The sequence below is a fragment of the Pseudomonas sp. ADAK2 TE3594 genome (genome assembly GCF_053628675.1).
This window is the reverse complement of record NZ_JBRJGV010000001.1, coordinates 1,134,340-1,155,660: the sequence shown is the minus strand read 5'-3', so window position 1 is coordinate 1,155,660 and position 21,321 is coordinate 1,134,340. Positions and strand designations below refer to the sequence as shown.

The 21,321-nt window shown below is 57.5% G+C and carries 23 protein-coding genes and 1 pseudogene; 20 read left to right on the top strand and 4 right to left on the bottom strand.

Annotated features, from left to right (window positions below; all coding sequences use genetic code 11):
• Window positions 1-37 precede the first annotated feature (37 nt).
• From AB7M22_RS05250 to AB7M22_RS05205, 10 genes and pseudogenes are all read left to right on the top strand, one after another.
• Window positions 38-700, top strand: coding sequence for a LexA family protein (locus AB7M22_RS05250; RefSeq protein ID WP_454185459.1), 663 nt, complete (start codon window positions 38-40; stop codon window positions 698-700).
• A 233-nt stretch (window positions 701-933) separates the two neighbouring features.
• Entirely contained in the window at window positions 934-1,239 is a 306-nt protein-coding gene (locus tag AB7M22_RS05245) for a hypothetical protein (protein ID WP_454185458.1), read from the top strand.
• Window positions 1,223-1,495 (top strand): phage antirepressor KilAC domain-containing protein, encoded by a 273-nt coding sequence (locus AB7M22_RS05240; protein ID WP_454185457.1) that lies wholly within the window; start codon window positions 1,223-1,225, stop codon window positions 1,493-1,495. The genes AB7M22_RS05245 and AB7M22_RS05240 overlap by 17 nt, the downstream gene beginning before the upstream one ends.
• Window positions 1,492-1,875, top strand: coding sequence for a hypothetical protein (locus AB7M22_RS05235; protein ID WP_454185456.1), 384 nt, complete (start codon window positions 1,492-1,494; stop codon window positions 1,873-1,875). The genes AB7M22_RS05240 and AB7M22_RS05235 overlap by 4 nt, the downstream gene beginning before the upstream one ends.
• On the top strand, window positions 1,872-2,114 hold the full coding sequence (locus AB7M22_RS05230; RefSeq protein WP_454185455.1) for a pyocin activator PrtN family protein: 243 nt from the start codon (window positions 1,872-1,874) through the stop codon (window positions 2,112-2,114). The genes AB7M22_RS05235 and AB7M22_RS05230 overlap by 4 nt, the downstream gene beginning before the upstream one ends.
• A gap of 279 nt (window positions 2,115-2,393) precedes the next feature.
• The gene (locus AB7M22_RS05225; protein WP_454185454.1) at window positions 2,394-3,602 is read left to right on the top strand and encodes a tyrosine-type recombinase/integrase; all 1,209 of its coding nucleotides are present in this window, start codon (window positions 2,394-2,396) and stop codon (window positions 3,600-3,602) included.
• A gap of 569 nt (window positions 3,603-4,171) precedes the next feature.
• Window positions 4,172-4,717, top strand: coding sequence for a hypothetical protein (locus AB7M22_RS05220; RefSeq protein ID WP_454185453.1), 546 nt, complete (start codon window positions 4,172-4,174; stop codon window positions 4,715-4,717).
• 330 nt (window positions 4,718-5,047) lie between these two features.
• A pseudogene (locus tag AB7M22_RS05215) lies at window positions 5,048-5,275 on the top strand (site-specific integrase); the annotation flags it as partial.
• A gap of 22 nt (window positions 5,276-5,297) precedes the next feature.
• Window positions 5,298-5,843: a GTP cyclohydrolase I FolE gene (gene folE / locus AB7M22_RS05210; protein ID WP_123496264.1), complete on the top strand. Its 546-nt coding sequence runs from the start codon at window positions 5,298-5,300 to the stop codon at window positions 5,841-5,843.
• Window positions 5,844-5,944: 101 nt separating this feature from the next.
• The gene (locus tag AB7M22_RS05205; RefSeq protein ID WP_046047502.1) at window positions 5,945-6,316 is read left to right on the top strand and encodes a glutathione S-transferase N-terminal domain-containing protein; all 372 of its coding nucleotides are present in this window, start codon (window positions 5,945-5,947) and stop codon (window positions 6,314-6,316) included.
• Window positions 6,317-6,492: 176 nt separating this feature from the next.
• On the opposite strand, the gene AB7M22_RS05200 is transcribed toward AB7M22_RS05205, so the two are convergent.
• Complete coding sequence (locus AB7M22_RS05200; RefSeq protein WP_454185452.1) at window positions 6,493-7,659, bottom strand: aminotransferase-like domain-containing protein; 1,167 nt, start codon at window positions 7,657-7,659, stop codon at window positions 6,493-6,495.
• Between the two features lie 82 nt (window positions 7,660-7,741).
• Between AB7M22_RS05200 and AB7M22_RS05195 the strand changes: the two genes are divergently transcribed.
• The 3 genes from AB7M22_RS05195 to AB7M22_RS05185 all read left to right on the top strand — a co-directional run bounded on the left by AB7M22_RS05195 (window position 7,742) and on the right by AB7M22_RS05185 (window position 10,502).
• Window positions 7,742-8,185, top strand: coding sequence for a MarR family winged helix-turn-helix transcriptional regulator (locus tag AB7M22_RS05195; RefSeq protein WP_454185451.1), 444 nt, complete (start codon window positions 7,742-7,744; stop codon window positions 8,183-8,185).
• Window positions 8,186-8,446: 261 nt separating this feature from the next.
• A complete protein-coding gene (locus AB7M22_RS05190; protein WP_454185450.1) occupies window positions 8,447-9,796 on the top strand; it encodes an NCS2 family permease in 1,350 nt (449 codons plus the stop codon).
• Between the two features lie 79 nt (window positions 9,797-9,875).
• The gene (locus tag AB7M22_RS05185) at window positions 9,876-10,502 is read left to right on the top strand and encodes a LysE family translocator (RefSeq protein ID WP_008005651.1); all 627 of its coding nucleotides are present in this window, start codon (window positions 9,876-9,878) and stop codon (window positions 10,500-10,502) included.
• Between the two features lie 426 nt (window positions 10,503-10,928).
• Here AB7M22_RS05185 and uraH read toward each other — a convergent pair whose 3' ends face one another.
• Complete coding sequence (uraH, locus tag AB7M22_RS05180) at window positions 10,929-11,282, bottom strand: hydroxyisourate hydrolase (protein ID WP_007898824.1); 354 nt, start codon at window positions 11,280-11,282, stop codon at window positions 10,929-10,931.
• A 435-nt stretch (window positions 11,283-11,717) separates the two neighbouring features.
• On the opposite strand from uraH, the gene puuE reads away from it, so the two are divergent.
• From puuE to AB7M22_RS05145, 7 genes are all read left to right on the top strand, one after another.
• A complete protein-coding gene (puuE, locus tag AB7M22_RS05175) occupies window positions 11,718-12,644 on the top strand; it encodes an allantoinase PuuE (protein ID WP_454185449.1) in 927 nt (308 codons plus the stop codon).
• Entirely contained in the window at window positions 12,641-13,156 is a 516-nt protein-coding gene (uraD, locus tag AB7M22_RS05170) for a 2-oxo-4-hydroxy-4-carboxy-5-ureidoimidazoline decarboxylase (protein WP_454185448.1), read from the top strand. The genes puuE and uraD overlap by 4 nt, the downstream gene beginning before the upstream one ends.
• Window positions 13,157-13,245: 89 nt before the next feature.
• Window positions 13,246-14,241 (top strand): allantoicase, encoded by a 996-nt coding sequence (gene alc / locus AB7M22_RS05165; protein ID WP_007898829.1) that lies wholly within the window; start codon window positions 13,246-13,248, stop codon window positions 14,239-14,241.
• 122 nt (window positions 14,242-14,363) lie between these two features.
• Window positions 14,364-14,867, top strand: coding sequence for an ureidoglycolate lyase (locus AB7M22_RS05160; RefSeq protein WP_454185447.1), 504 nt, complete (start codon window positions 14,364-14,366; stop codon window positions 14,865-14,867).
• A 50-nt stretch (window positions 14,868-14,917) separates the two neighbouring features.
• Window positions 14,918-16,210 (top strand): urate hydroxylase PuuD, encoded by a 1,293-nt coding sequence (locus AB7M22_RS05155; protein ID WP_454185446.1) that lies wholly within the window; start codon window positions 14,918-14,920, stop codon window positions 16,208-16,210.
• 165 nt (window positions 16,211-16,375) lie between these two features.
• Window positions 16,376-17,734 carry a nucleobase:cation symporter-2 family protein gene (locus tag AB7M22_RS05150; RefSeq protein WP_008005657.1) on the top strand — a complete coding sequence of 453 codons (1,359 nt, stop codon included), beginning with the start codon at window positions 16,376-16,378 and terminating at the stop codon, window positions 17,732-17,734.
• Between the two features lie 519 nt (window positions 17,735-18,253).
• Window positions 18,254-19,039, top strand: a complete 786-nt coding sequence (locus AB7M22_RS05145; RefSeq protein WP_429425460.1) for an outer membrane protein OmpK — start codon at window positions 18,254-18,256, stop codon at window positions 19,037-19,039.
• Window positions 19,040-19,142: 103 nt separating this feature from the next.
• Here the strand turns inward: AB7M22_RS05145 and AB7M22_RS05140 are convergent, their stop codons facing one another.
• Both AB7M22_RS05140 and AB7M22_RS05135 read right to left on the bottom strand, forming a co-directional pair.
• Complete coding sequence (locus AB7M22_RS05140; protein ID WP_454185445.1) at window positions 19,143-20,315, bottom strand: patatin-like phospholipase family protein; 1,173 nt, start codon at window positions 20,313-20,315, stop codon at window positions 19,143-19,145.
• A gap of 35 nt (window positions 20,316-20,350) precedes the next feature.
• A complete protein-coding gene (locus AB7M22_RS05135) occupies window positions 20,351-21,283 on the bottom strand; it encodes a lipid A biosynthesis lauroyl acyltransferase (RefSeq protein WP_454185444.1) in 933 nt (310 codons plus the stop codon).
• Window positions 21,284-21,321: the final 38 nt, after the last annotated feature.

Below are 21,321 nucleotides of genomic sequence, written 5' to 3'. Positions count from 1 at the left end.
ACACTCCCAATACGTTTACGAATCAGAGGACCAACATGTGATAGGCAAGCGTATAGCTCAGCGCATGACGGAGCTTCAGCTATCAGAAGGTGAATTAGGTCGCAGGTCCGGCGTACCTCAACCAACTATTCACAGGATAATCACCGGCGAATCGCTGAGCCCGAGGCAATCGAACGTCGACAAAATTGCGAAAGCTCTTGCTGTTACTTCGAATTGGTTGTGGACTGGTAAGAACGCTGGATCTGAGGCAAGTACGCTTGCGCACGCCAACGTGGAGCCAGGCCCTGCTATTAAAGGTTCTGTTCCATTGATTTCATGGGTACAAGCGGGTGCGTGGTGCGAAGCAATCGATATTATGAATATCGGCGATGCGGAGATTTGGCTTCCATGCGCCGTATCTCATAGTAAGAAAACCTATGCGCTTCGTGTGCGCGGGCTTTCAATGTTCAATCCTCATGAACGTCGATCTTTTCGAGATGGCGACATTATCTACGTCGACCCAGCGAAGGATCCAGAAAACGGATCTCTTGTCATCGCCAAACTGACAAACAGTGATGAAGCAACGTTCAAGCAACTGGTCTTGGAGGGGCATCGTCAGTTTCTCAAGCCTCTCAACCCATCGTGGCCTGAACCCATTATTGAGCTACCGCCAGATGCTGTGATTTGCGGGGTTGTCATTTCAAAATTGGAAATTTTCTAAATCGCTGCTCCCAACAAGACCGCCCTTTAGGCGGTTTTTTTGTGGCCATGGAAAAATCAATACATATTCGTATTGACCAGATCGATACGTATTTGTATTGTTCGCCTCGTATACCTCTCACCAAGAGTACGAGCGATGACCTCTATAGCGCCCCACGAAAATGTAGTTACTGCGAACAGTTTGCCGGATGAAACCACGATAGAAGTCCGACAAATCGAGCATGGTGATACGCCATGAATCACTTTCAGCTACCACTCATGGAACAAGACCTGCTGCATCACATGCTGCAAACAGGCGGCCGAGCTGCCTGCTCAATGATGCGGCCAGCGCAAACAATCCAAGCGGTGTTCGATGTTGAGTTGACTGCGGAATACGCACTTGTCCGAGTCGACGTGGCGGGGCGCTCAGACCAGGTGAAGCTGCGTCGCGGTGATCGAGCCAATCACCTACATCTACGTGACTTCATGCACGAAGTAGCAAACCGCCAAATCGCAGAAAACGTCATTTCAGAAGGAGTTCGACATGAATCGTACTCTTGACCAGACCGCGGCCTTGCTTGGCGTCAAACCACGCGCCCTTCGCAAGGCGCTCCGCGAGCTACGCATTCTCACGCCAGCGGGCGATCTAGCTAGTCACCACCGTGACAGCGGCCATTTGTTCTCCGATCCGCGAAGCGTCCAAGTAGGTCCGAAACGACTCAAGCATTACGCAGTGGTGATGGTCACCGAGACAGGCATCCAGTGGCTTGCGAAAAAACTGGGCATCGTAATCACGGATCAGGAAGTCGTTGCATGAAGACCAATTACTACAACGCGTATACGCAAGCAGTAGGTACCTTAAAACTGATTCCGATTTACCTGAATTGCCCTGGAGTTATCAGCCGAGCGACGCTCGTTGGTGCGGCGACAGAAGCCGTCCAACTGCTCGAAAGCATGCCCTCGCTGAGTGTGGAACTCGCAGAGGTTTTCCGTAGCGTCAACGCGGTGATCTTGGAAGGTCAGACGGCTTACGTCACACCTACCAATTCTCCCGAGTTTCCTTATGGGGCGGTTGTAGCGGACCAAAAAGGTCACGTTTGCGCCGCAGCTATGGGGCGCAGCAAAGAAGGTCTGGCTGAGTTGATTCGCTTGAAGCTCCTGCCACAAGCCGAGGGGTATGGGGAGGATGCAGCGTGACCAGCACCCTCAACCAGCTTAGAAAGCAGTTCGATACACCTTGCCCGTCTATTACCGAGGTACGCGAAAGGTATTTCTCGCACATCCGAACCGACCGCTACCTGTTGAAGGAAATAAAAGCAGGTCGCATTCCGTTGAACATCAAACGCCTGCACAGCTCGGCGCGGGCAAAACCCGTGATTTATCTACATGACCTCGCCGACTACCTCGACGCCCAAGCAGCAACAGAAGCGGCTTGATTTCACAGGCTAGATTACCCAGCTGCCGTCCTCTCACCAAAGATCCGGCGGCTGGCTCAAACAAGGAGCACAGCATATGCACACATCTCTAGACCCAATCGCCCCCGAGCCGGCTATTGAGATTTGCCAGATCGACAAGATTCCGGAAGACAAGATGGCCGAGCTGGTCGGCACCACTCGCCGAGCATTGCAAGGCAAGCGCGCCAGAGGGGTTATCCCTAAAGGTGTTTGGAACACCATCGACAGCCGCATTTACTACAGCATCAGGAGATACGAGGCATGGCTCGAAAGCCAATGGGATTGCCCACCGGAGTTGAATTTGCTGGACAGTCCGTCCGCATTCGCTTTACCTGGAATGGGCAACGCCGTTGCGAAACCCTCCCCTATCCCCAAACGCCGAAGGGGATTAAGGCTGCCGCCGACCTACGCGCTAACGTAACCAGCCTGATCAAGCATGGTGTCCTCGATGATCAGCGCTATACCGAACTGTTCCCCAACTCCGCTTATGCCACCTATTCGGCAACTCCCCGTTTCGGGGAGTATGCCCAGGAGTGGCTCAACAGCCGGGAGATCGTCGCCGGTACACGCAAGAACTACCTCGGCTCCCTCAATCTGTACTGGATGCCCTATCTGGCGATGCTGCCCATAGACAGCATCACGTCGGTGATGCTGCGCAAGGTGGTGGCCAACACCGAATGGCCATCGCCAGGCGTAAAGCGCGCGGCGATCCAGCGTTTGACCACGGTGTTCGGTACCGCGGTGAAAGACGGGCTGATCAACCGCAACCCGGTTGAATCGATCGAACTGCCGGCGAAAGCCAAGAAGCCGATTGACCCCTTCACGGTGGATGAGGCCAATAAGATCATCGCTCATCTGTACGAGACCCTGACCCACTCGATGCGCATCTACGCGGCGTACTTCGAGTTCGCCTTCTATACCGGCATGCGCCCGAGCGAAATGGCGGCGCTGCGCTGGGAGGAGGTCGACAAGGAGAAGCGCCTGGTCAACGTGTGTCGGATCGTCGCGGACTACAAGATCGAGGAGCGCACCAAAACCCGCACTATCCGCCAGGTCATGCTCAACAGTCGCGCTTTGCACGCTATAGACCAAGCCGAGCGCATGGCCAAGCAACGCACGCAGCAGAGCCGCCGCAAGCAAGCGAAGTCGCCGTTTGTGTTCCCGCCGACCAAGAACTTCGAGTTCATCCAGCAGTCGAGTGTGACCGACAAACATTTCCAGGCTGCGCTGACAGAATTGGGGATTCGTACTCGCCGGCAATACAACTGCCGACACACTTACGCCACCATGTGCCTCATGGCGGGTATGAACCCTGCGTTTATTGCCACTCAACTCGGTCATAGCGTTCAGATGTTGCTATCGACCTACGCCCGATGGATCAACTCCAGCACCGACTGGGGTGAGCTCGGGAAGCTCGAAAACAGCTGGAGTGGTAAAAAATTGCTACAGACAGAAACAGTACCCCTCTGAAACTCTGGAATCAGCCTCTGTGACACTGGAACCACCCCGCTACGTTATAAGAGCGGTTTTCTAAGTGTCCCGGGGACTTATTGCATACTTTAGAGTCAAGCGACTTATAGCCGATAGCAATAAATAACACTTAATATATTTCGGATACCAATAGCTTCTGAAGTCCGCCTTGCTGACCGGCTTGGCTTGGCCAGCAGCGGACAGACCTGAGGCCTTCGTTTCTGCTCATGGCAAAGTAACTTACGCTACCGTTGATGTCAGAGAGTTTTACTTCTAATCTTCATGCGAAGCTATGCCCGCGCTTTTTGTATCTGCTCGTAACTATCACCCTTGGCGAAGCCCTGAACTTCTTCACTTTTAGTTTCAGCTCAAGCACTTAGGATCAAGAAAACGTCATTCAAATTATCCTCCCTTTAGCCATAAATAAAAAATTGACGAATTAGGCTTTCAAACATTTGACAGAGTGAGTTCTCCCATCAAGAATTGCCCAGCGCGCTTCCAAGGTTGGGATCGCGTAACAAGGAGAAATTCTTTTCTAGAATTTCAGCACAGATAAAAAGGAAATTAAAATGTCTGAAGCACTCAAGGAAAAAGTCTCGGAAGAATACCAAGGTCCGGTTAAAACCTACGTCCTCTTCGACCAGAACGACATCCAGATTACATTGTCCCTACCTGGCAATTTGCAGTTCAACCAAAACAGCCAAGAGTTATACCCCCCCCTCTCGAGCCAATCCCCATCAGTCGCTCCGGTTTTGGTCAACAACTCGAAGTTTGACATCGAATCGGCGACGTTCATTGTTACACTTCAAGATGTACTCGATAGAAACACGATTGCAAACGTGCTGTGGTGGAACCTGGAAGAGGCAGATGGGCAGGCGATCATGGAGTTCACTTGTGGGCCGGTCAGTAAAAAACTCCCGAACTCGGAAGCGGAATCGGTCACGAGTAAACCTACCGAAAAAGGATACTCTCGAATCCGGTGGGCCACCATGTCGAACAACGGAAAAGGCCAATCAAACTTCTTGATTGACGTGAGCAGTGTCAAGCTCGTCTTCGGACCTGTTTCTGCAGATACGAAGAAGCCGGTTATCGGTCCGACTGTCCTAATTGGCTAACTGATCTGCCATCGCAGGGCCCGGAGACCCGGCCCCTGCGGTTGCCAACACTACCTACGCCAACTCCTCAAAAACTCCCCGTTTCGGGGAGTACACCCAGAGGCAGGGAGATCAAAGCAGGCCCGCGCCAGCACTACCTCGCCTACCCCCCCTCAATCCGCACTGAGCGATGCCATCGAACGAGCTGAACTGGAGGCAGGAAAACGCGATTGACAGAGCCGCCGAAACACGTCGAATGCCATTCGTGCTCCCGCCGACCAAGAACTTCGAGTTCATTCAGTAGGCTAGCGTGACCGACAAACACTTCCAGGCGGCGCTGATCGATTTGAGCTTCGCGCCCGCCGGCAATACAACTGCCGACACACATACGCTACCATGTGCCTCATGGCGGGGATGAACCCTGCATTTATTGCCACTCAGCTCGGTCATAGCGTTCAGATGCTGCTATCGACCTACGCCCGATGGATAAACCCCAGCACCGACTGGGGTGAACTCGGGAAGCTCGAAAACAGCTGGATTGGTACAAAATTGGTACAGACTGAAACAGTACCCCTCTGAAACCCTTATGGAATCAGCCCCTGTGACACTGGAACAGAACTACACCGAGATTCTCGGCCAATTGGGCGAGGACGCCTCCCGCGAGGGCCTGCTCGACACGCCAAAACGTGCCGCCAAAGCCATGCAGTACCTCTGCCGCGGTTATGAACAGACACTGGAAGAGGTCACCAACGGTGCCTTGTTCAGCTCCGACAACAGCGAAATGGTGCTGGTCAAGGACATCGAGCTCTACTCGTTGTGCGAGCACCACATGCTGCCGTTCATCGGCAAAGCCCACGTTGCCTACATCCCGAGCGGCAAGGTCCTGGGGCTGTCGAAAGTCGCGCGGATCGTCGATATGTACGCTCGCCGCCTGCAGATCCAGGAAAACCTCAGCCGCCAGATCGCCGATGCGGTCCAGCAAGTCACCGGCGCCCTGGGTGTTGCGGTGGTGATCGAGGCCAAGCACATGTGCATGATGATGCGCGGTGTGGAGAAACAGAATTCGACGATGATCACCTCGGTGATGCTCGGCGAGTTCCGCGAAAACGCGGCCACCCGCAGCGAGTTTCTCAGCCTGATCAAGTAACTCGCAGCATGAAGAAAACCGGCACTGATCGCCGGTTTTTTTTCGCCTGCAAAAAATCAGGTAAGCTGCGCGCCTTCTGTTTGCCCTGTGAGGCTTATCCCGTGTTCGTTAAAGCGCTTCGTGTCGGCCTCGGCCAACTGATCATCTTCATCGATTTCATCACTCGTCCAGGCAAGAAGCAGCGCCCCGCCGCCGCTCAGGCTCAGGTCGAAACGGCCGCCAAGGACCTGACCCTGTATCAGTTCCACGCCTGCCCGTTCTGCGTGAAAACCCGCCGCACCCTGCGTCGCCTGAACGTTCCGGTGGCGTTGCGCGATGCGAAGAACAACGAACAGGATCGCCAGACCCTGCTGGAGCAAGGTGGCAAGATCAAGGTGCCGTGCCTGCGCATCGAAGAGAATGGCCAGACCACCTGGATGTATGAGTCCAAGGTGATCATTGATTATCTGGATAAGCGGTTTGCTGCAGCCTGATGGTGTTGTGGTGCTGCTGATGGCCTCTTCGCGGGCAAGCCTCGCTCCTACAGTGCGAATGGTCACCTCGCCCCCGTAGGAGCGAGGCTTGCCCGCGAAGGCGTCGGCACAAGCACTACAAATCCCGGACAAAAATAAACCGGCCCATAGGCCGGTTTATTTGTTTCTGCGTCCTCTCAAGCCGCTTCTGCCGCCTGTGCCTGACGCACCACCGTCGCCAATCGCTTGAGCCCTTCGTCCAGCCGCGCCGGATCGATGTGGCTGAAGTTCAGCCGCAGATGACCGGGGTTGTTGTCCGGCTCAGGAAAAAACGGCTCGCCCGGCATAAACGCCACATCCGCCGCCAGCGCAGCCTTGAGCAGCGTGCGCGTATCCAGCGGCTGCTTGAGCGTCAGCCAGAAAAACAACCCGCCCTGCGGCACGTTCCACTGCGCCAGATCGCAAAAGTGCGTTTCCAATGCCGACTGAAACGCATCCCGACGAACCCGATAGAAGTCACGCAACTCACCCAGGTGCTGCTGATATTTTTCGGTGCCGATCCATTGCAGCGCTTGCCACTGCCCGATGCGGTTGGTGTGCAGATCGGCCGATTGCTTGAGCCGCAGCAAGTGCGGAAACAGGTCAGGGCTGGCGATCAGATAACCGACCCGCAGGCCCGGCAACAGGGTTTTCGACACGGTGCCTGTGTAGATCCAGCTGGCTTTGTTCAAGCGGCTGACGATCGGCGTGGCACTGCCGCCGTCGAAGGTCAGTTCGCGGTAGGGTTCGTCCTCGATCAGGGTCACGCCGAACTCGTCGAGCAATGCCGCCACTGCATCGCGTTTGGCCTCGCTGTAGCGCACTGCTGACGGGTTCTGAAACGTCGGAATCAGGTAGATGAACGCTGGCTTGTGTTTTTCCAGACGGCTGCGCAATTGCACCAGGTTCGGGCCATCGGCTTCCAGCGGGACGGTGATGCAGTCGGCACCGAACAGCTGAAAAATCTGCAACGCCGCCAGGTAAGTCGGCGCTTCAAGCAGGATCTCGGTGCCTTTGTCGATGTAGAGCTTGGCCGCAAGATCGAGGGTTTGCTGAGAACCGCTGACCACCAGCACCTGACTCGCCTCACACGGCACACCCAACGCTCGGGCTTCGGCCGCCAGCGCCTCACGCAGCGCCGGCTCGCCTTCACTCATGCCGTATTGCCCCATGGATAGCGGCATGTTAGCCCATTCGACTTTCGGCAGCATGGCTTCGGCCGGCAAGCCGCCAGCGAACGACATCACTTCCGGGCGCTGGGCGGCAGCGAGGATTTCACGGATCAAAGAACTTTTAAGGCGCGAGACACGTTCGGAAAAAGCCATGGGGGTCACCGGTAGCGAGGCCTGAGGAAAATGAGTCAAACTGGTTGACCGAAATTACGACAGACCGAGCGGATACGTCAACATGCTTGACCTTAAAAACCCCAGCACTCAGCAACAAGCCATGGAAGCGTTTTTCTTCGGTTACCAGGCGTTCACCGCCAAGGCCGACGAAATGCTCGAGCGTCGCGGCTTGAGCCGGGTGCACCAACGCATCGTGTTTTTCATCGCCCGCTACCCTGCCCTCAGCGTCAAGGAGTTGCTGGCGTTGCTCGGCGTGAGCAAACAGGCGCTGAACATTCCGCTACGTCAGTTGGTGGAAATGCATTTGGTAAACAGCGTCGCGTCCGAGACCGACAAGCGTAAGCGGCTGCTGGAACTGACTGCGGAAGGCGCGCGGTTCGAGCAATCGTTGCGACGCGAGCAGGTGAAATTGCTCGAGCGGGTGTTTGCCGAAGCTGGGGAGACGGCGGTGAATGGGTGGTTGGCGGTGAATCTGGGGCTGGGGGAGAACCAGCAGAAGATTTGATTACCTCAGGTCAGCCTTCGCGGGCAAGCCTCGCTCCTACAGGTTTGAGGCATTCCTTCCTGGCGATATATCCCTATTGCCAAACTTTTCGTCTACAAAATCAAAAACATTATTTGCTTTATTTGTATACAAAAGCATAATTCGCTTCGTGCGAGTTCTTGACCAACGGGTCAACAAATTCGCAAGTACCTCAAAGGGTCGCTGCCACCCTCATGGGTCCGGCCCTGGAAATAACAATAAAACTCTTGAGGAGTACTCGCTGTGGAAAGCCGCAAATCCGAAGCCTCGACGCTGGAACTCTCGCCGCCATTACGCAATGGCTGGCTGGAGCGCATCTTCAAACTCAGCTTGCACGGCACCACGGTGAAGACCGAGCTGATCGCCGGTCTGACAACCTTCATCACCATGGCCTACATCATCTTCGTCAACCCGAACATCATGGCCGATGCCGGCATCGACCACGGTGCAGCGTTCGTCGCCACCTGCATCGCCGCCGCGCTGGGTTGCCTGCTGATGGGCCTGTACGCCAACTGGCCGGTTGGCCTGGCGCCGGGCATGGGCCTGAACGCGTTTTTCACCTACACCGTGGTCGGCACCATGGGCTACAACTGGGAAACCGCCCTTGGTGCGGTGTTCGTTTCCGGTGTGCTGTTCATGTTCCTGACCTTTTCCCGGATTCGCGAATGGCTGCTCAATAGCATTCCAGTGAGTTTGCGCTTTGCCATGGGCGCCGGTGTGGGCCTGTTTCTAGGCCTGATCGGCTTGAAAACCGCCGGCATCGTTGTCGATAGCCCGGCCACTCTGATCAAGCTTGGTTCCCTGCGCGAGCCTGGCCCGCTGCTGGCGGCCATCTGCTTCCTGATGATCGCCGTGCTCAGCTACCACAAAGTGTTCGGCGCGATTCTCATCAGCATCATCACCGTGACCCTGGCAGGTTGGGGCCTGGGCCTGGTGCACTACGAAGGGATTATGTCAGCGCCGCCGAGCCTGGCACCGACCTGGATGGCCATGAATGTCGCCGGCGTATTCAACGTCAGCATGATCAGCGTGGTACTCGCTTTCCTCTTCGTGCACATGTTCGACACCGCTGGCACCCTGATGGGCGTCGCCCAGCGCGCCAACCTGGTGAACGCTGACGGCCGGATCGAAAACCTTTCCCGCGCCATGAAAGCCGACAGTGCTTCCAGCGTATTTGGTGCGGTGGTCGGTGTTCCGCCGGTCACCAGCTACGTGGAAAGTGCCGCTGGCGTAGCCGCTGGTGGTCGGACTGGTCTTACCGCCGTGACCGTAGGTGTGCTATTTATTGCCGCAATGTTTTTTGCACCGCTGGCTGGCATGATCCCCGCTTACGCAACCGCCGGTGCGCTGATTTATGTAGCGACGCTGATGATGGGCGGCATGGCGCATATCGAATGGGACGAAGCGACCGACAGCATTCCGGCAATCGTTACCGCGATCATGATGCCGCTGACCTTCTCGGTCGCCGACGGCATCGCGCTGGGCTTCATCACCTACGTGGCGCTGAAGGCCGGCACCGGTAAGTACAAGGAAATTTCCGTCAGCCTGTGGGTGCTTTGCGCGATCTTCATCGCCAAGTTCATTTTCTTGTAAGCCGTCTACGTTTCAAAAACAGAGTTTCAAAACAGCCTCACCCCGTCGGGTGAGGCTTTTGTGCAAATGGAGGAAAGTCATGAGTCTGGAAACCTGGCTGCTGTTCAGCGGCGCTGCGCTGGTGGTGATCCTGATCCCGGGGCCACTGTCTTTGCTGATGATCAGCAACAGTCTGAATTACGGTTTACGCCGTTCTTACCCGGCGTTTCTGGGGGGTGTGATTGCGTCGATCTGCCTGCTCAGTGCTTCGGCGCTTGGCTTGGGCGCATTGTTGCTGGCGTCGGAACAGCTGTTCAGCGCCCTTAAAATCGTCGGTGCGCTGTACCTGTTCTATCTCGCCTGGCAGAGCTGGCAGCAATCGCGTCAGCCATCCCAAGGCGCCGAAGTGCCCCAGACTGCGCCGGTGCCGCGCTTTCGCGCACTGTTCGGGCGCGCGTTCATGCTCGGCGCGAGCAATCCGAAAGACATTTTGTTCTTTGCCGCTTTCCTGCCGCAGTTTCTGAGTGCCGAACAACCGTTCCTGCCGCAGTTGCTGGTGATGATTGCCACCTGGACCGTGCTGGATTTGCTGTGCAAGTTGGCTTATGGCCTCGGTGCCCATGGCGCTGCGCGGTATCTGCGCAGCGGCAAGGGGCAGAGCTGGTTTAACCGGGTGAGTGCGGGGTTGTTTAGCGGGGCGGGTGCGGCGTCGTTGTTGAGCCGTTAAAAGCTTCGCGGGCAAGCCTCGCTCCTACAGGGATTTGTGGCGTTCACATCGATTTGCGCCGTTCACATCGATTTGTGCCGTTCACATCGATTTGTGCCGTTCACATCGATTTGTGCCGTTCACATCGATTTGCGCCGTTCACATCGATTTGCGCCGTTCACATCGATTTGTGCCGTTCACATCGATTTGCGCCGTTCACATCGATTTGTGCCGTTCACATCGATTTGCGCCGTTCACATCGATTTGTGCCGTTCACATCGATTTGTGGCGTTCACAAATCCCCTGTAGGAGCGAGGCTTGCCCGCGAAGGGTCCCTCCCATGCACCACATTTCTCAGGGCAAAAAAAAGCCCGCAGTGTGAGCGGGCGAAAGACCAAAGAAGCTATATGCGCAGTCGCTTCTCGGAGGAGGCAGCTGCTTGGGGGATCAACTGCCTCGATACGTGGAATAGCTATACGGCGAAATCAACAACGGCACATGGTAGTGATCCTGTTCCGCAGAGATGCCGAAACGCAGCACCACCACATCCAGGAACGCAGGCTCAGGCAACTGAACCCCACGGGCGCGGTAGTAATCACCCGCATGAAACTGAAGCTGATAGACCCCGGACCGGTAGTCATCGCCTTGCAGCAGCGGCGAATCGACACGGCCATCGCTGTTGGTGAGCGCAGTGGCGACCAATTCCAGCTGCGAACCTTCAACGCGGTACAACTCGACCTTGATCGAACTGCCCGGGCAACCGTGTGCAGCGTCCAAAACGTGTGTAGTCAAACGTCCCATTGATTCTGCGCGCCTGCCTGCGTGGAGCAGTCAGACCTCGCGCCTCCCGAAGTCAGTTGAAAAGGAGACCGCACCGTTTCGGAGCACGAAAAGCTGCGGCGAGCGACTGATTAAGACACTTTTCATAAAAATTGTACACAATAAAAACGACATTTTTACCGCCAACTCCGCCATTCAGGGTTTAACGGCGAATCTGACGCCAAACCATACGATCAGCGGACCCCGTATCCATTAGCTGACCAGTCAGGCAGGTTTCTTGCAGTACCCTTCAAAGTGACCAGTCAGTGAAAAATGCAAAAAATCAGGCTTACAAAGTGAATATAAAGTTGTATACAATCACTCCATCGCTGTGACGCCAGCCTGCCCTCTCATCGCCAGGCCGCCACACACACCCTGACTTTGAACAAGTCGACACGAACAAGAAGGAAGACTGCAGTGAGCGCTGACTATCCACGCGACCTGATCGGTTACGGCAGTAACCCTCCTCACCCACACTGGCCGGGCAATGCCCGCATCGCGCTGTCCTTCGTGCTCAATTACGAGGAAGGTGGCGAGCGCAATATCCTGCACGGCGATAAAGAGTCCGAAGCGTTCCTCTCGGAAATGGTCTCGGCGCAGCCGCTGCAAGGCGAGCGCAACATGAGCATGGAATCCCTTTACGAGTATGGCAGCCGTGCCGGCGTCTGGCGGATTCTGAAACTGTTCAAGGAATTCGACATTCCGCTGACCATCTTCGCCGTGGCCATGGCCGCCCAGCGCCATCCGGACGTGATCCGCACGATGGTCGATGCCGGTCACGAAATCTGCAGCCATGGCTACCGCTGGATCGACTACCAGTACATGGACGAAGCACAGGAACGCGAGCACATGCTCGAAGCGATCCGCATCCTCACTGAAATCACCGGCGAGCGCCCACTGGGCTGGTACACCGGCCGCACCGGCCCGAACACCCGTCGGCTGGTGATGGAAGAAGGCGGCTTCCTTTACGACTGCGACACCTACGACGACGACCTGCCCTACTGGGAACCGAACAACCCGACCGGCAAGCCGCATTTGGTGATCCCGTACACCCTGGACACCAACGACATGCGCTTCACTCAGGTCCAGGGCTTCAACAAGGGCGACGACTTTTTCGAATACCTCAAAGATGCGTTCGACGTGCTGTATGCCGAAGGTGCGGAAGCACCGAAGATGTTGTCGATCGGCCTGCACTGCCGCCTGATCGGCCGTCCGGCGCGCCTGGCTTCGCTCAAACGCTTTATCGAATACGCTAAAAGTCATGAACAGGTGTGGTTCAGCCGCCGCGTCGACATCGCTCGCCACTGGCACCAAACCCACCCGTTCCAAGGGGCCGCGAAATGAGCACCTTTCAAACCATCAAACCGTCGAGCCTGAGCCGCGATGCGTTCGTCGCCGCTTTCGCCGACATCTACGAACATTCGCCATGGGTGGCCGAGAAAGCCTTCGACCTGGGCCAGGACACTTCGATCGACGAGATCGAAACCCTGCACCAGCGCATGAGCGACATCCTGTTGAGCGCCGATCACGACAGCCAATTGGCCCTGATCAACGCTCACCCGGACCTGGCCGGCAAAGCTGCCGTCCAGGGCCAGCTTACCGCTGCCAGCACTGAAGAACAGTCTGGCGCGGGTATTCACCAATGCTCGAGCGATGAGTTCCAGCGCTTCACCGAGCTGAACGACGCCTACAAAGCCAAGTTCAAGTTTCCCTTCATCATGGCGGTAAAAGGCAGCAACCGGCATCAGATCCTCGCGGCGTTCGAAACGCGCATTCACAACTCGGTCGACACCGAATTCAAATGCGCGCTGGCGGAGATCAACAAGATCGCCCTGTTCCGATTACTGACCCTATAGCGAACTTGGCCCGAGCGTTAAAAAACGCGGAAAACGCCCAGGGCCCTGCAAGCATCCCAAGCCAACTTATTTAAAGGCAGACAAGAAGAATGAAAGCTTACGCCGTACCTTTCGAGAAGTTCGTCAACCTGGCCGACGCCCGTCTGGGCACCAAAATCATCTCGGTCACCGATGACTGGTTCGCAGACGCCAACCGTCTGTTCCAACCGACCCCGGCCGTATGGAAGGAGGGCGTGTTCGATGACAACGGCAAGTGGATGGACGGCTGGGAGTCGCGCCGCAAGCGCTTCGAAGGCTACGACAGCGCGGTGATCCGCCTGGGCGTACCGGGCTCGATCAAGGGCGTGGACATCGACACTTCATTCTTCACCGGCAACTACCCGCCATCGGCTTCCCTGGAAGCGTGCTTTCTGGCCTCGGGCGAGCCGGACGAAAACACTCAGTGGACTGAAGTGCTGTCGGCCGTCGAACTGCAAGGCAACAGCCACCACTACCACGAAATCAACAACGACCAGGCGTTCAGCCACCTGCGCTTCAACATCTACCCGGATGGTGGCGTGGCCCGTCTGCGCGTGTACGGCATTCCGTTCCGCGACTGGTCCGCTGTGGGCGACAACGAACAAGTCGACCTGGCTGCAGCCCTGAACGGCGGCCGGGCGCTGGCCTGCTCCGACGAGCACTTCGGCCGCATGAGCAACATCCTCAACCCGGGCCGTGGCATCAACATGGGCGATGGCTGGGAAACCGCACGTCGTCGCACGCCAGGCAATGACTGGGTGATCGTCGCGCTGGGCCATGCGGGCGAGATCGAGAAAGTCATCGTCGACACCCTGCACTTCAAAGGCAACTACCCGGACACTTGCTCGATCCAGGGTGCATTCGTGAAAGGCGGTACCGACAGCCAGATCGAAACCCAATCGCTGTTCTGGCGCGAATTGCTGCCAAGCCAGAAGCTGGAAATGCACGCCGAACACACCTTTGCCGAGCAGATCAAGGCGCTGGGCCCGATCACCCACATCCGCCTGAACGTGTTCCCGGATGGGGGCGTAAGTCGCCTGCGGGTCCTCGGCAAGGTCGCTAAATAAGCGTCGCGCCCTTCGCGGGCAAGCCTCGCTCCTACAGGTATTACGCAACCCCTGTAGGAGCGAGGCTCGCCCGCGAAGGCGCCAGATCAAACAACACAGAACTTAACGAAAAGAAGACCAGCATGCGCACACTGACGATTGAACCGCTGACCAAAGAAGCCTTCGCCCCTTTCGGTGACGTGATCGAAACCGACGGCAGCGATCACTTCATGATCAACAACGGTTCGACCATGCGCTTTCACAAACTGGCTGTGGTCGAAACCGCCACGCCAGAGGACAACGCGATCATCAGCATCTTCCGCGCCGACGCGCAGGACATGCCGCTGACCGTCTGCATGCTGGAGCGTCACCCGCTGGGCAGCCAGGCTTTCATTCCGCTGCTCGGCAACCCCTTTCTGATCGTGGTCGCGCCACTTGGCGATGAACCTGTATCAGGCTTGGTCCGCGCCTTCGTCACCAACGGCAGGCAGGGCATTAATTACCATCGCGGCGTTTGGCACCATCCGGTGCTGACGATCGAAAAGCGGGATGACTTCCTGGTGGTTGATCGCAGTGGCACAGGCAACAACTGCGATGAGCATTTTTTCAAAGAGGATGAGCGTTTGATCCTCGCCCCCCACCAATAAGAGAAGGTCTGATCACTCGACGACAGAGTGACAGGCGAGAGGTAAAGACTGTGGAAGCACATCTGTTGGAATGGCTGAACCTGAGCGTGCGCTGGGTTCACATGATCACTGGCGTGGCCTGGATCGGCGCGTCGTTCTATTTCGTCTGGCTGGAGAACAACCTCAATCGGGTCAACCCGAAAAACGGGCTGGCAGGCGATTTGTGGGCGATCCACGGCGGCGGTATCTATCACCTGGAAAAATACAAACTGGCTCCACCGACCATGCCGGACAACCTGCACTGGTTCAAATGGGAAGCCTACTTCACCTGGATGTCAGGGATCGCGCTGTTGTGCGTGGTGTTCTACTCCAACCCGACGCTGTACCTGCTGGCACCGGGCAGCACACTGAGCGGCCCTGAAGGCGTGGCCATCGGTCTCGGCTCGCTGTTCATCGGCTGGTTCATCTACTCCTTCCTCTGCGACTCGGCCCTGGGCAAACGCCCTGCCCTGCTAGGCGGAATCCTCTTCGTGCTGATCATCGGCGCCGCCTACGGCTTCAGCAAAGTGTTCAGCGGTCGTGGTGCGTACCTGCACGTCGGCGCGATCATCGGCACCATCATGGTCGGCAACGTGTTCCGCATCATCATGCCGGCGCAGCGCGCCTTGGTGGCGGCGATCGCCGAGAACCGCACGCCCGATCCGGCCCTGCCGGCCAAAGGTTTGCTGCGTTCGCGGCACAACAACTACTTCACCTTGCCAGTGCTGTTCATCATGATCAGTAACCACTTCCCGAGCACCTATGGCAGCCAATACAACTGGCTGATCCTGGCCGGGATCGCGGTGCTGGCGGTGTTGGTGCGTCACTACTTCAACACCCGTCACGACAGCCACAAATTCGCCTGGACCCTGCCCGTTGCGGCGGTCGGCATGATCTGCCTGGCCTACGTGACCGGGCCGGCGCCGATGTCCAGCGCACCTGAAGTGGCCAAGGCGCCTGGGACCATCGAGTACCAGCCGCTGCCGGAAACCGCCCTTGGTGGTGGTGCCAAACCTGCCGTCGAGAAGCCTGCTGAAGCACCGGCCCAGGCTGCAAACGCCGGTCCGAGTTTCGACAAGGTTCACAGCGTGATTCAGGAACGCTGCGCCGTGTGCCATTCGGCCAAACCCACCAGCCCGCTGTTCAGTGCGGCGCCGGCTGGCGTGATGTTCGATACCCCCGAGCAGATCAAACTCCAGGCCCCGCGCATCCAGGCCCAGGCTGTTGCCAGCCAGATCATGCCACTGGGTAACATCACCCAGATGACCCAGCAGGAACGTGACCTGATTGGTGCGTGGATTGTTCAGGGAGCCCAAACCCATTAAGTAGCAAAAGCTTCGCGGGCAAGCCCGCTCCCACAGGTTTTGCATTGCCTGTGTGGGAGCTGGCTTGCCTGCGATTGGCCGCAATGCGGTCCACCTGATTAGAAAACAGCTGCCAGCAGCACTGCAGCTGTAAATCACAAGAATAAAAAAGATCCGAGGTGTTGCATGTCCGAGCTATCCGAAGCCCGCATCCCCGACGCACCCGCCATTCAGCGCTTACCCCTTTTGCAACTGATCCTGGTCGGCCTGCAACACGTTCTACTGATGTACGGCGGAGCCATTGCGGTGCCGCTGATCATCGGGCAGGCCGCGGGGCTGAGCCGTGAAGAAATCGCCTTCCTGATCAACGCCGACCTGCTGGTGGCCGGCATCGCCACCATCGTCCAGTCACTGGGCATCGGCCCGATGGGCATTCGCATGCCGGTGATGATGGGTGCCAGTTTCGCCGCTGTCGGCAGCATGGTGGCCATGGCCGGGATGCCCGGCATCGGCCTGCAAGGGATTTTCGGCGCGACCATCGCCGCCGGTTTCTTCGGCATGCTCATCGCACCTTTCATGTCCAAAGTCGTGCGCTTCTTCCCGCCGCTGGTGACCGGCACCGTCATCACCTCGATCGGTTTGTCGCTGTTCCCCGTGGCCGTGAATTGGGCCGGTGGCGGTGCTGGCGCAGCTCAATTCGGTTCGCCTGTTTACCTGGCCATCGCCGCACTGGTACTGGCCACGATTCTGTTGGTCCATCGTTTCATGCGCGGTTTCTGGGTGAACATTTCGGTATTGATCGGCATGTGCCTGGGCTATGTCATTTGCGGCGTGATCGGCATGGTCGACCTCAGCGGCATGGCTCAGGCGCCATGGCTGCAGATCGTCACCCCTTTGCATTTCGGCATGCCGAAATTCGAACTCGCACCGATTCTGTCCATGTGCCTGGTGGTGGTGATTATCTTCGTCGAGTCCACCGGGATGTTCCTGGCTCTGGGCAAAATCACCGGCCAGGATGTCACGCCACGGATGCTGCGGCGCGGCTTGCTGTGTGATGCCGGCGCTTCGTTTTTCGCCGGTTTCTTCAACACCTTCACCCACTCCTCTTTCGCCCAGAACATCGGCCTGGTGCAGATGACCGGCGTGCGTTGCCGTTCGGTGACCATCGTCGCCGGCGGGTTACTGGTGGTGCTGAGCTTGCTGCCGAAAGCGGCATTCCTGGTGGCATCGATTCCACCTGCAGTACTCGGTGGCGCGGCCATTGCGATGTTCGGCATGGTTGCCGCCACCGGGATCAAGATTCTTCAGGAAGCCGACATCGGTGACCGTCGCAACCAGTTGCTGGTGGCGGTGAGCATCGGCATGGGGCTGATCCCGGTGGTGCGTCCGGAATTCTTCGCGCACCTGCCAATGTGGATGAGCCCGATCACCCACAGCGGTATTGCCATGGCCACGCTGAGTGCCCTGTCGTTGAACCTGTTGTTCAACATTCTGGGCGGTCACGACCGCGCGACCGTCAACGACTGCCACGCCCACCCGCACTGACCCACTAAAAGACACGCCTCCCCTGTGGAAGCGAGCCTGCTCGCTCCCACAGGGGTGGCTGCCTGCGCCTCAAACAATAAAAACAAGAGGGAGCAACAGATGACTCATGACCAGAAAAGCCTGTCGTCCAACGACACCAGGCTGACCGCCGACAACCGTGCCCCACACCTCTCACCAGTGCTCTGTTGCGGGGCACTTGAGACCTGGCCAAGGAGTCAGTATTCTCCGCGGCCGCCCGAATCCGGTCTAAAAAAAAGCCCGGATTTAATTCCTGACCAGAAAGCCAGCTTATCCCGGCTCTGGACAGTACCAAGGCATCTCGAAATGACGCTCAATCGACTGTTTTCGAACAGCCGAACGGGCGTCTTTTTGCTTTTTGAAAGCCTTGGCTCAGCTCTTGCTAACAGCATCAAAGCTGACCGAATGGATGATTTTTTACAGCCGCAAGAAAAGGCGCCACACCAGAGCGCCGACCTTAGAAAAATAACGTGGAACCACCTACTTTTTGGGAGCAACCGAATGAAACGTACGTGCACCAGCCTGATGCTTGCGGGATCCTTGCTGGCCGGGGGCCAGGCAATGGCCGGCGACTTGCTGCAATGGCAGAACAACAGCCTGACCTACCTTTATGGCAAGGACTTCCAGGTCAACCCGCGCATTCAGCAAACCGTCACCTTCGAGCACGCCGATGCCTGGAAATACGGGGATAACTTCTTCTTCCTCGACAAGATCTTCTACAACGGCGAGAAGGACTTCAACGCCGGCCCGAACACCTATTACGGGGAGTTCCAGCCGCGTATTTCGCTGGGCAAGGTCCTCGACCAGAAGATCGAATTCGGCCCGGTCAAGGACGTGCTGCTGGCCATGACGTACGAGTTTGGTGAGGGCGATACCGAGTCTTACCTGATCGGTCCGGGTTTCGACCTGGCGATTCCCGGGTTCGACTACTTCCAGTTGAACTTCTACCAGCGTCACACCGAGGGCAGTCGCCCGGGTGACAACGTCTGGCAGATCACACCAGTCTGGTCCTACACCATTCCCGTGGGCGATTCGAACATCCTGATCGATGGTTTCATGGACTGGGTGGTCGACAACGACAAGAACAGCAAAGGCACCTACCACGCCAACCTGCATTTCAACCCGCAGATCAAATACGATTTGGGTAAAGCGATGAATATTGGCGAGAAGCAGTTGTACGTGGGTGTCGAGTACGACTACTGGTCAGACAAGTACGGGATCAAGGACAGCCAGGCCTTCAAGACCGATCAGAGCAACACGAGCTTCCTGGTGAAGTTCCACTTCTAATCGTAAAAGCTTCGCGGGCAAGCCTCGCTCCTACAGTGGATTTGTGAACGGCACAGATCAATGTAGGAGCGAGGCTTGCCCGCGAACAGCCGCACCACAAACCTCAAGCCGGAACCGCAGGCTCCACCAACCCCAGAAACCGGCACAGTTCATCCCGCTTGGCCAACGCATCGCGCCGCCCCAGATCGATCAACTCGCTGCAATACCCCGCCTCAAACAGCAGATAACTCAGCACCCCCGCCCCGCTGGTCTTGGTCGCCCCCGGCCCGCGCAAAAACAGGCGCAAGGCCGCCGGTAATTCCTGCCGGTGCCGCGCTGCAATTTCATCGATCGGCTGACTCGGCGAAATCACCAGCACCTCCACCGGCGCAGCTCCCAATACACGACTCGGTGCGCCGTCGGGCAGCAGATGGCTGAACTGGTTCAGACGCTGCAGCAACTCGATGTCACTTTCCAGGCTGTCAATGAACGTACTGTTGAGCATGTGCCCGCCGATTTGCGCCAGGGTTGGCTGCTGACCGGTATAGGCACGTTGCAGCGGCTGTTGCGGGTCGACCCCGCGCGGGTTGCCGCTGACGCCCACCACCAGCACGCGACTGGCGCCCAAGTGCAGGGCCGGGCTGATCGGTGCTGATTGACGCACCGCGCCATCGCCGAAATATTCTTCGCCGATCTTCACCGGCGCAAACAGCAATGGAATCGCCGAACTGGCCAGCAAATGGTCGACGCTCAATTGGGTCGGCACGCCGATTCGCCGATGGCGCAACCAGGACTCGATCATGCCGCCGCCCTGATAAAACGTGACGGCCTGACCGGATTCATAGCCAAACGCCGTGACCGCCACCGCCTTCAATTGCTTTTGCGCGATGGCCTCGGCAATTCCGGGCATGTGCAGTTTGTCGTTGAGTAAACCGCGCAGCGGTGAGCTGTTGAGCAAGGCCACTGGTACCTGAGAGCCAATCCCCAGCAGACTGTGACTGACAAAGCGGGTGGCTTGATGGATCACCCCCGGCCAGTCGCTGCGCAACACCAGATGACTGCGGAAACCTTGCCAGAAGGCGGTCAGGCTCTGAATCGCGCCGCGAAAGTCCATTGCCCCACTGGCCAGGCTGACCGCGTTGATCGCGCCGGCCGAGGTACCGACGATTACCGGAAACGGATTCGCCGCCCCCACCGGCAACAGCTCGGCAATCGCCGCCAGCACGCCCACCTGATAGGCCGCACGAGCCCCGCCGCCGGAAAGTATCAACCCTGTAACCGGTTCAGCAGAACTCATCGCAACACTCCATGGTGCTTAAAGGGATCGGTGACTCAACCGCGTTTGGCGTACAGCTTCGGTTCGCCCGGTGGACGGCTCTTGAAGCGGCGATGTGCCCAGAGGTATTGCTCCGGACATTCGCGCAACGCGCTTTCGACCCACTGGTTGATCCGAATGCAGTCAGCCTCTTCCGTCTCGCCGGGAAAGCCCTCCAGCGGCGCATGGATCACCAACCGATAACCACTGCCGTCAGCCAGGCGTTGCTGAGTGAACGGCACTACCAACGCCTTGCCCAGCCGCGCGAACTTGCTGGTGGCGGTGACGGTCGCCGCCTGAATCCCGAACAACGGCACGAAGATACTTTGCTTGGCGCCATAGTCCTGATCCGGCGCATACCAGATCGCTCGGCCTGCCCGCAGCAGTTTGAGCATGCCACGCACGTCGTCGCGCTCCACTGCCAGCGAGTCAAGGTTGTGCCGCTCGCGGCCACGACGCTGGATGTAGTCGAACAGCGGATTCTTGTGTTCGCGGTACATGCCATCAATGGTGTGCTGCTGACCGAGCAGCGCCGCGCCGATTTCCAGCGTGGTGAAATGCACGGCCATCAGAATCACGCCCTTGCCCTCCGCCTGGGCCTGCTTCAAATGCTCCAGGCCTTCGACATGGGCCAGTTTCGCCAGACGCTTGCGCGACCACCACCAGCTCATGGCCATCTCGAAGAAGGCGATGCCGGTGGAGGCGAAGTTTTCCTTGAGCAGACGCTTGCGCTCGGCAGCGGACTTTTCAGGGAAACACAGCTCAAGATTGCGCTTGGCAATGCGCCGTCGGTCGCCGGCCACCCGATACATCAAGGCGCCCAAGACGCGACCGACCGACAGCAACGCCGGATACGGCAGCTGCACAATCAGCCACAACAGCCCCAAGCCACACCACAGCGGCCAGAAACGTGGAGAAAGAAATGCTGTTCGAAAACGCGGGCGATCCATTAAAGGTTCCGTCAAGACAGTGGCCGCGCATTCTACAT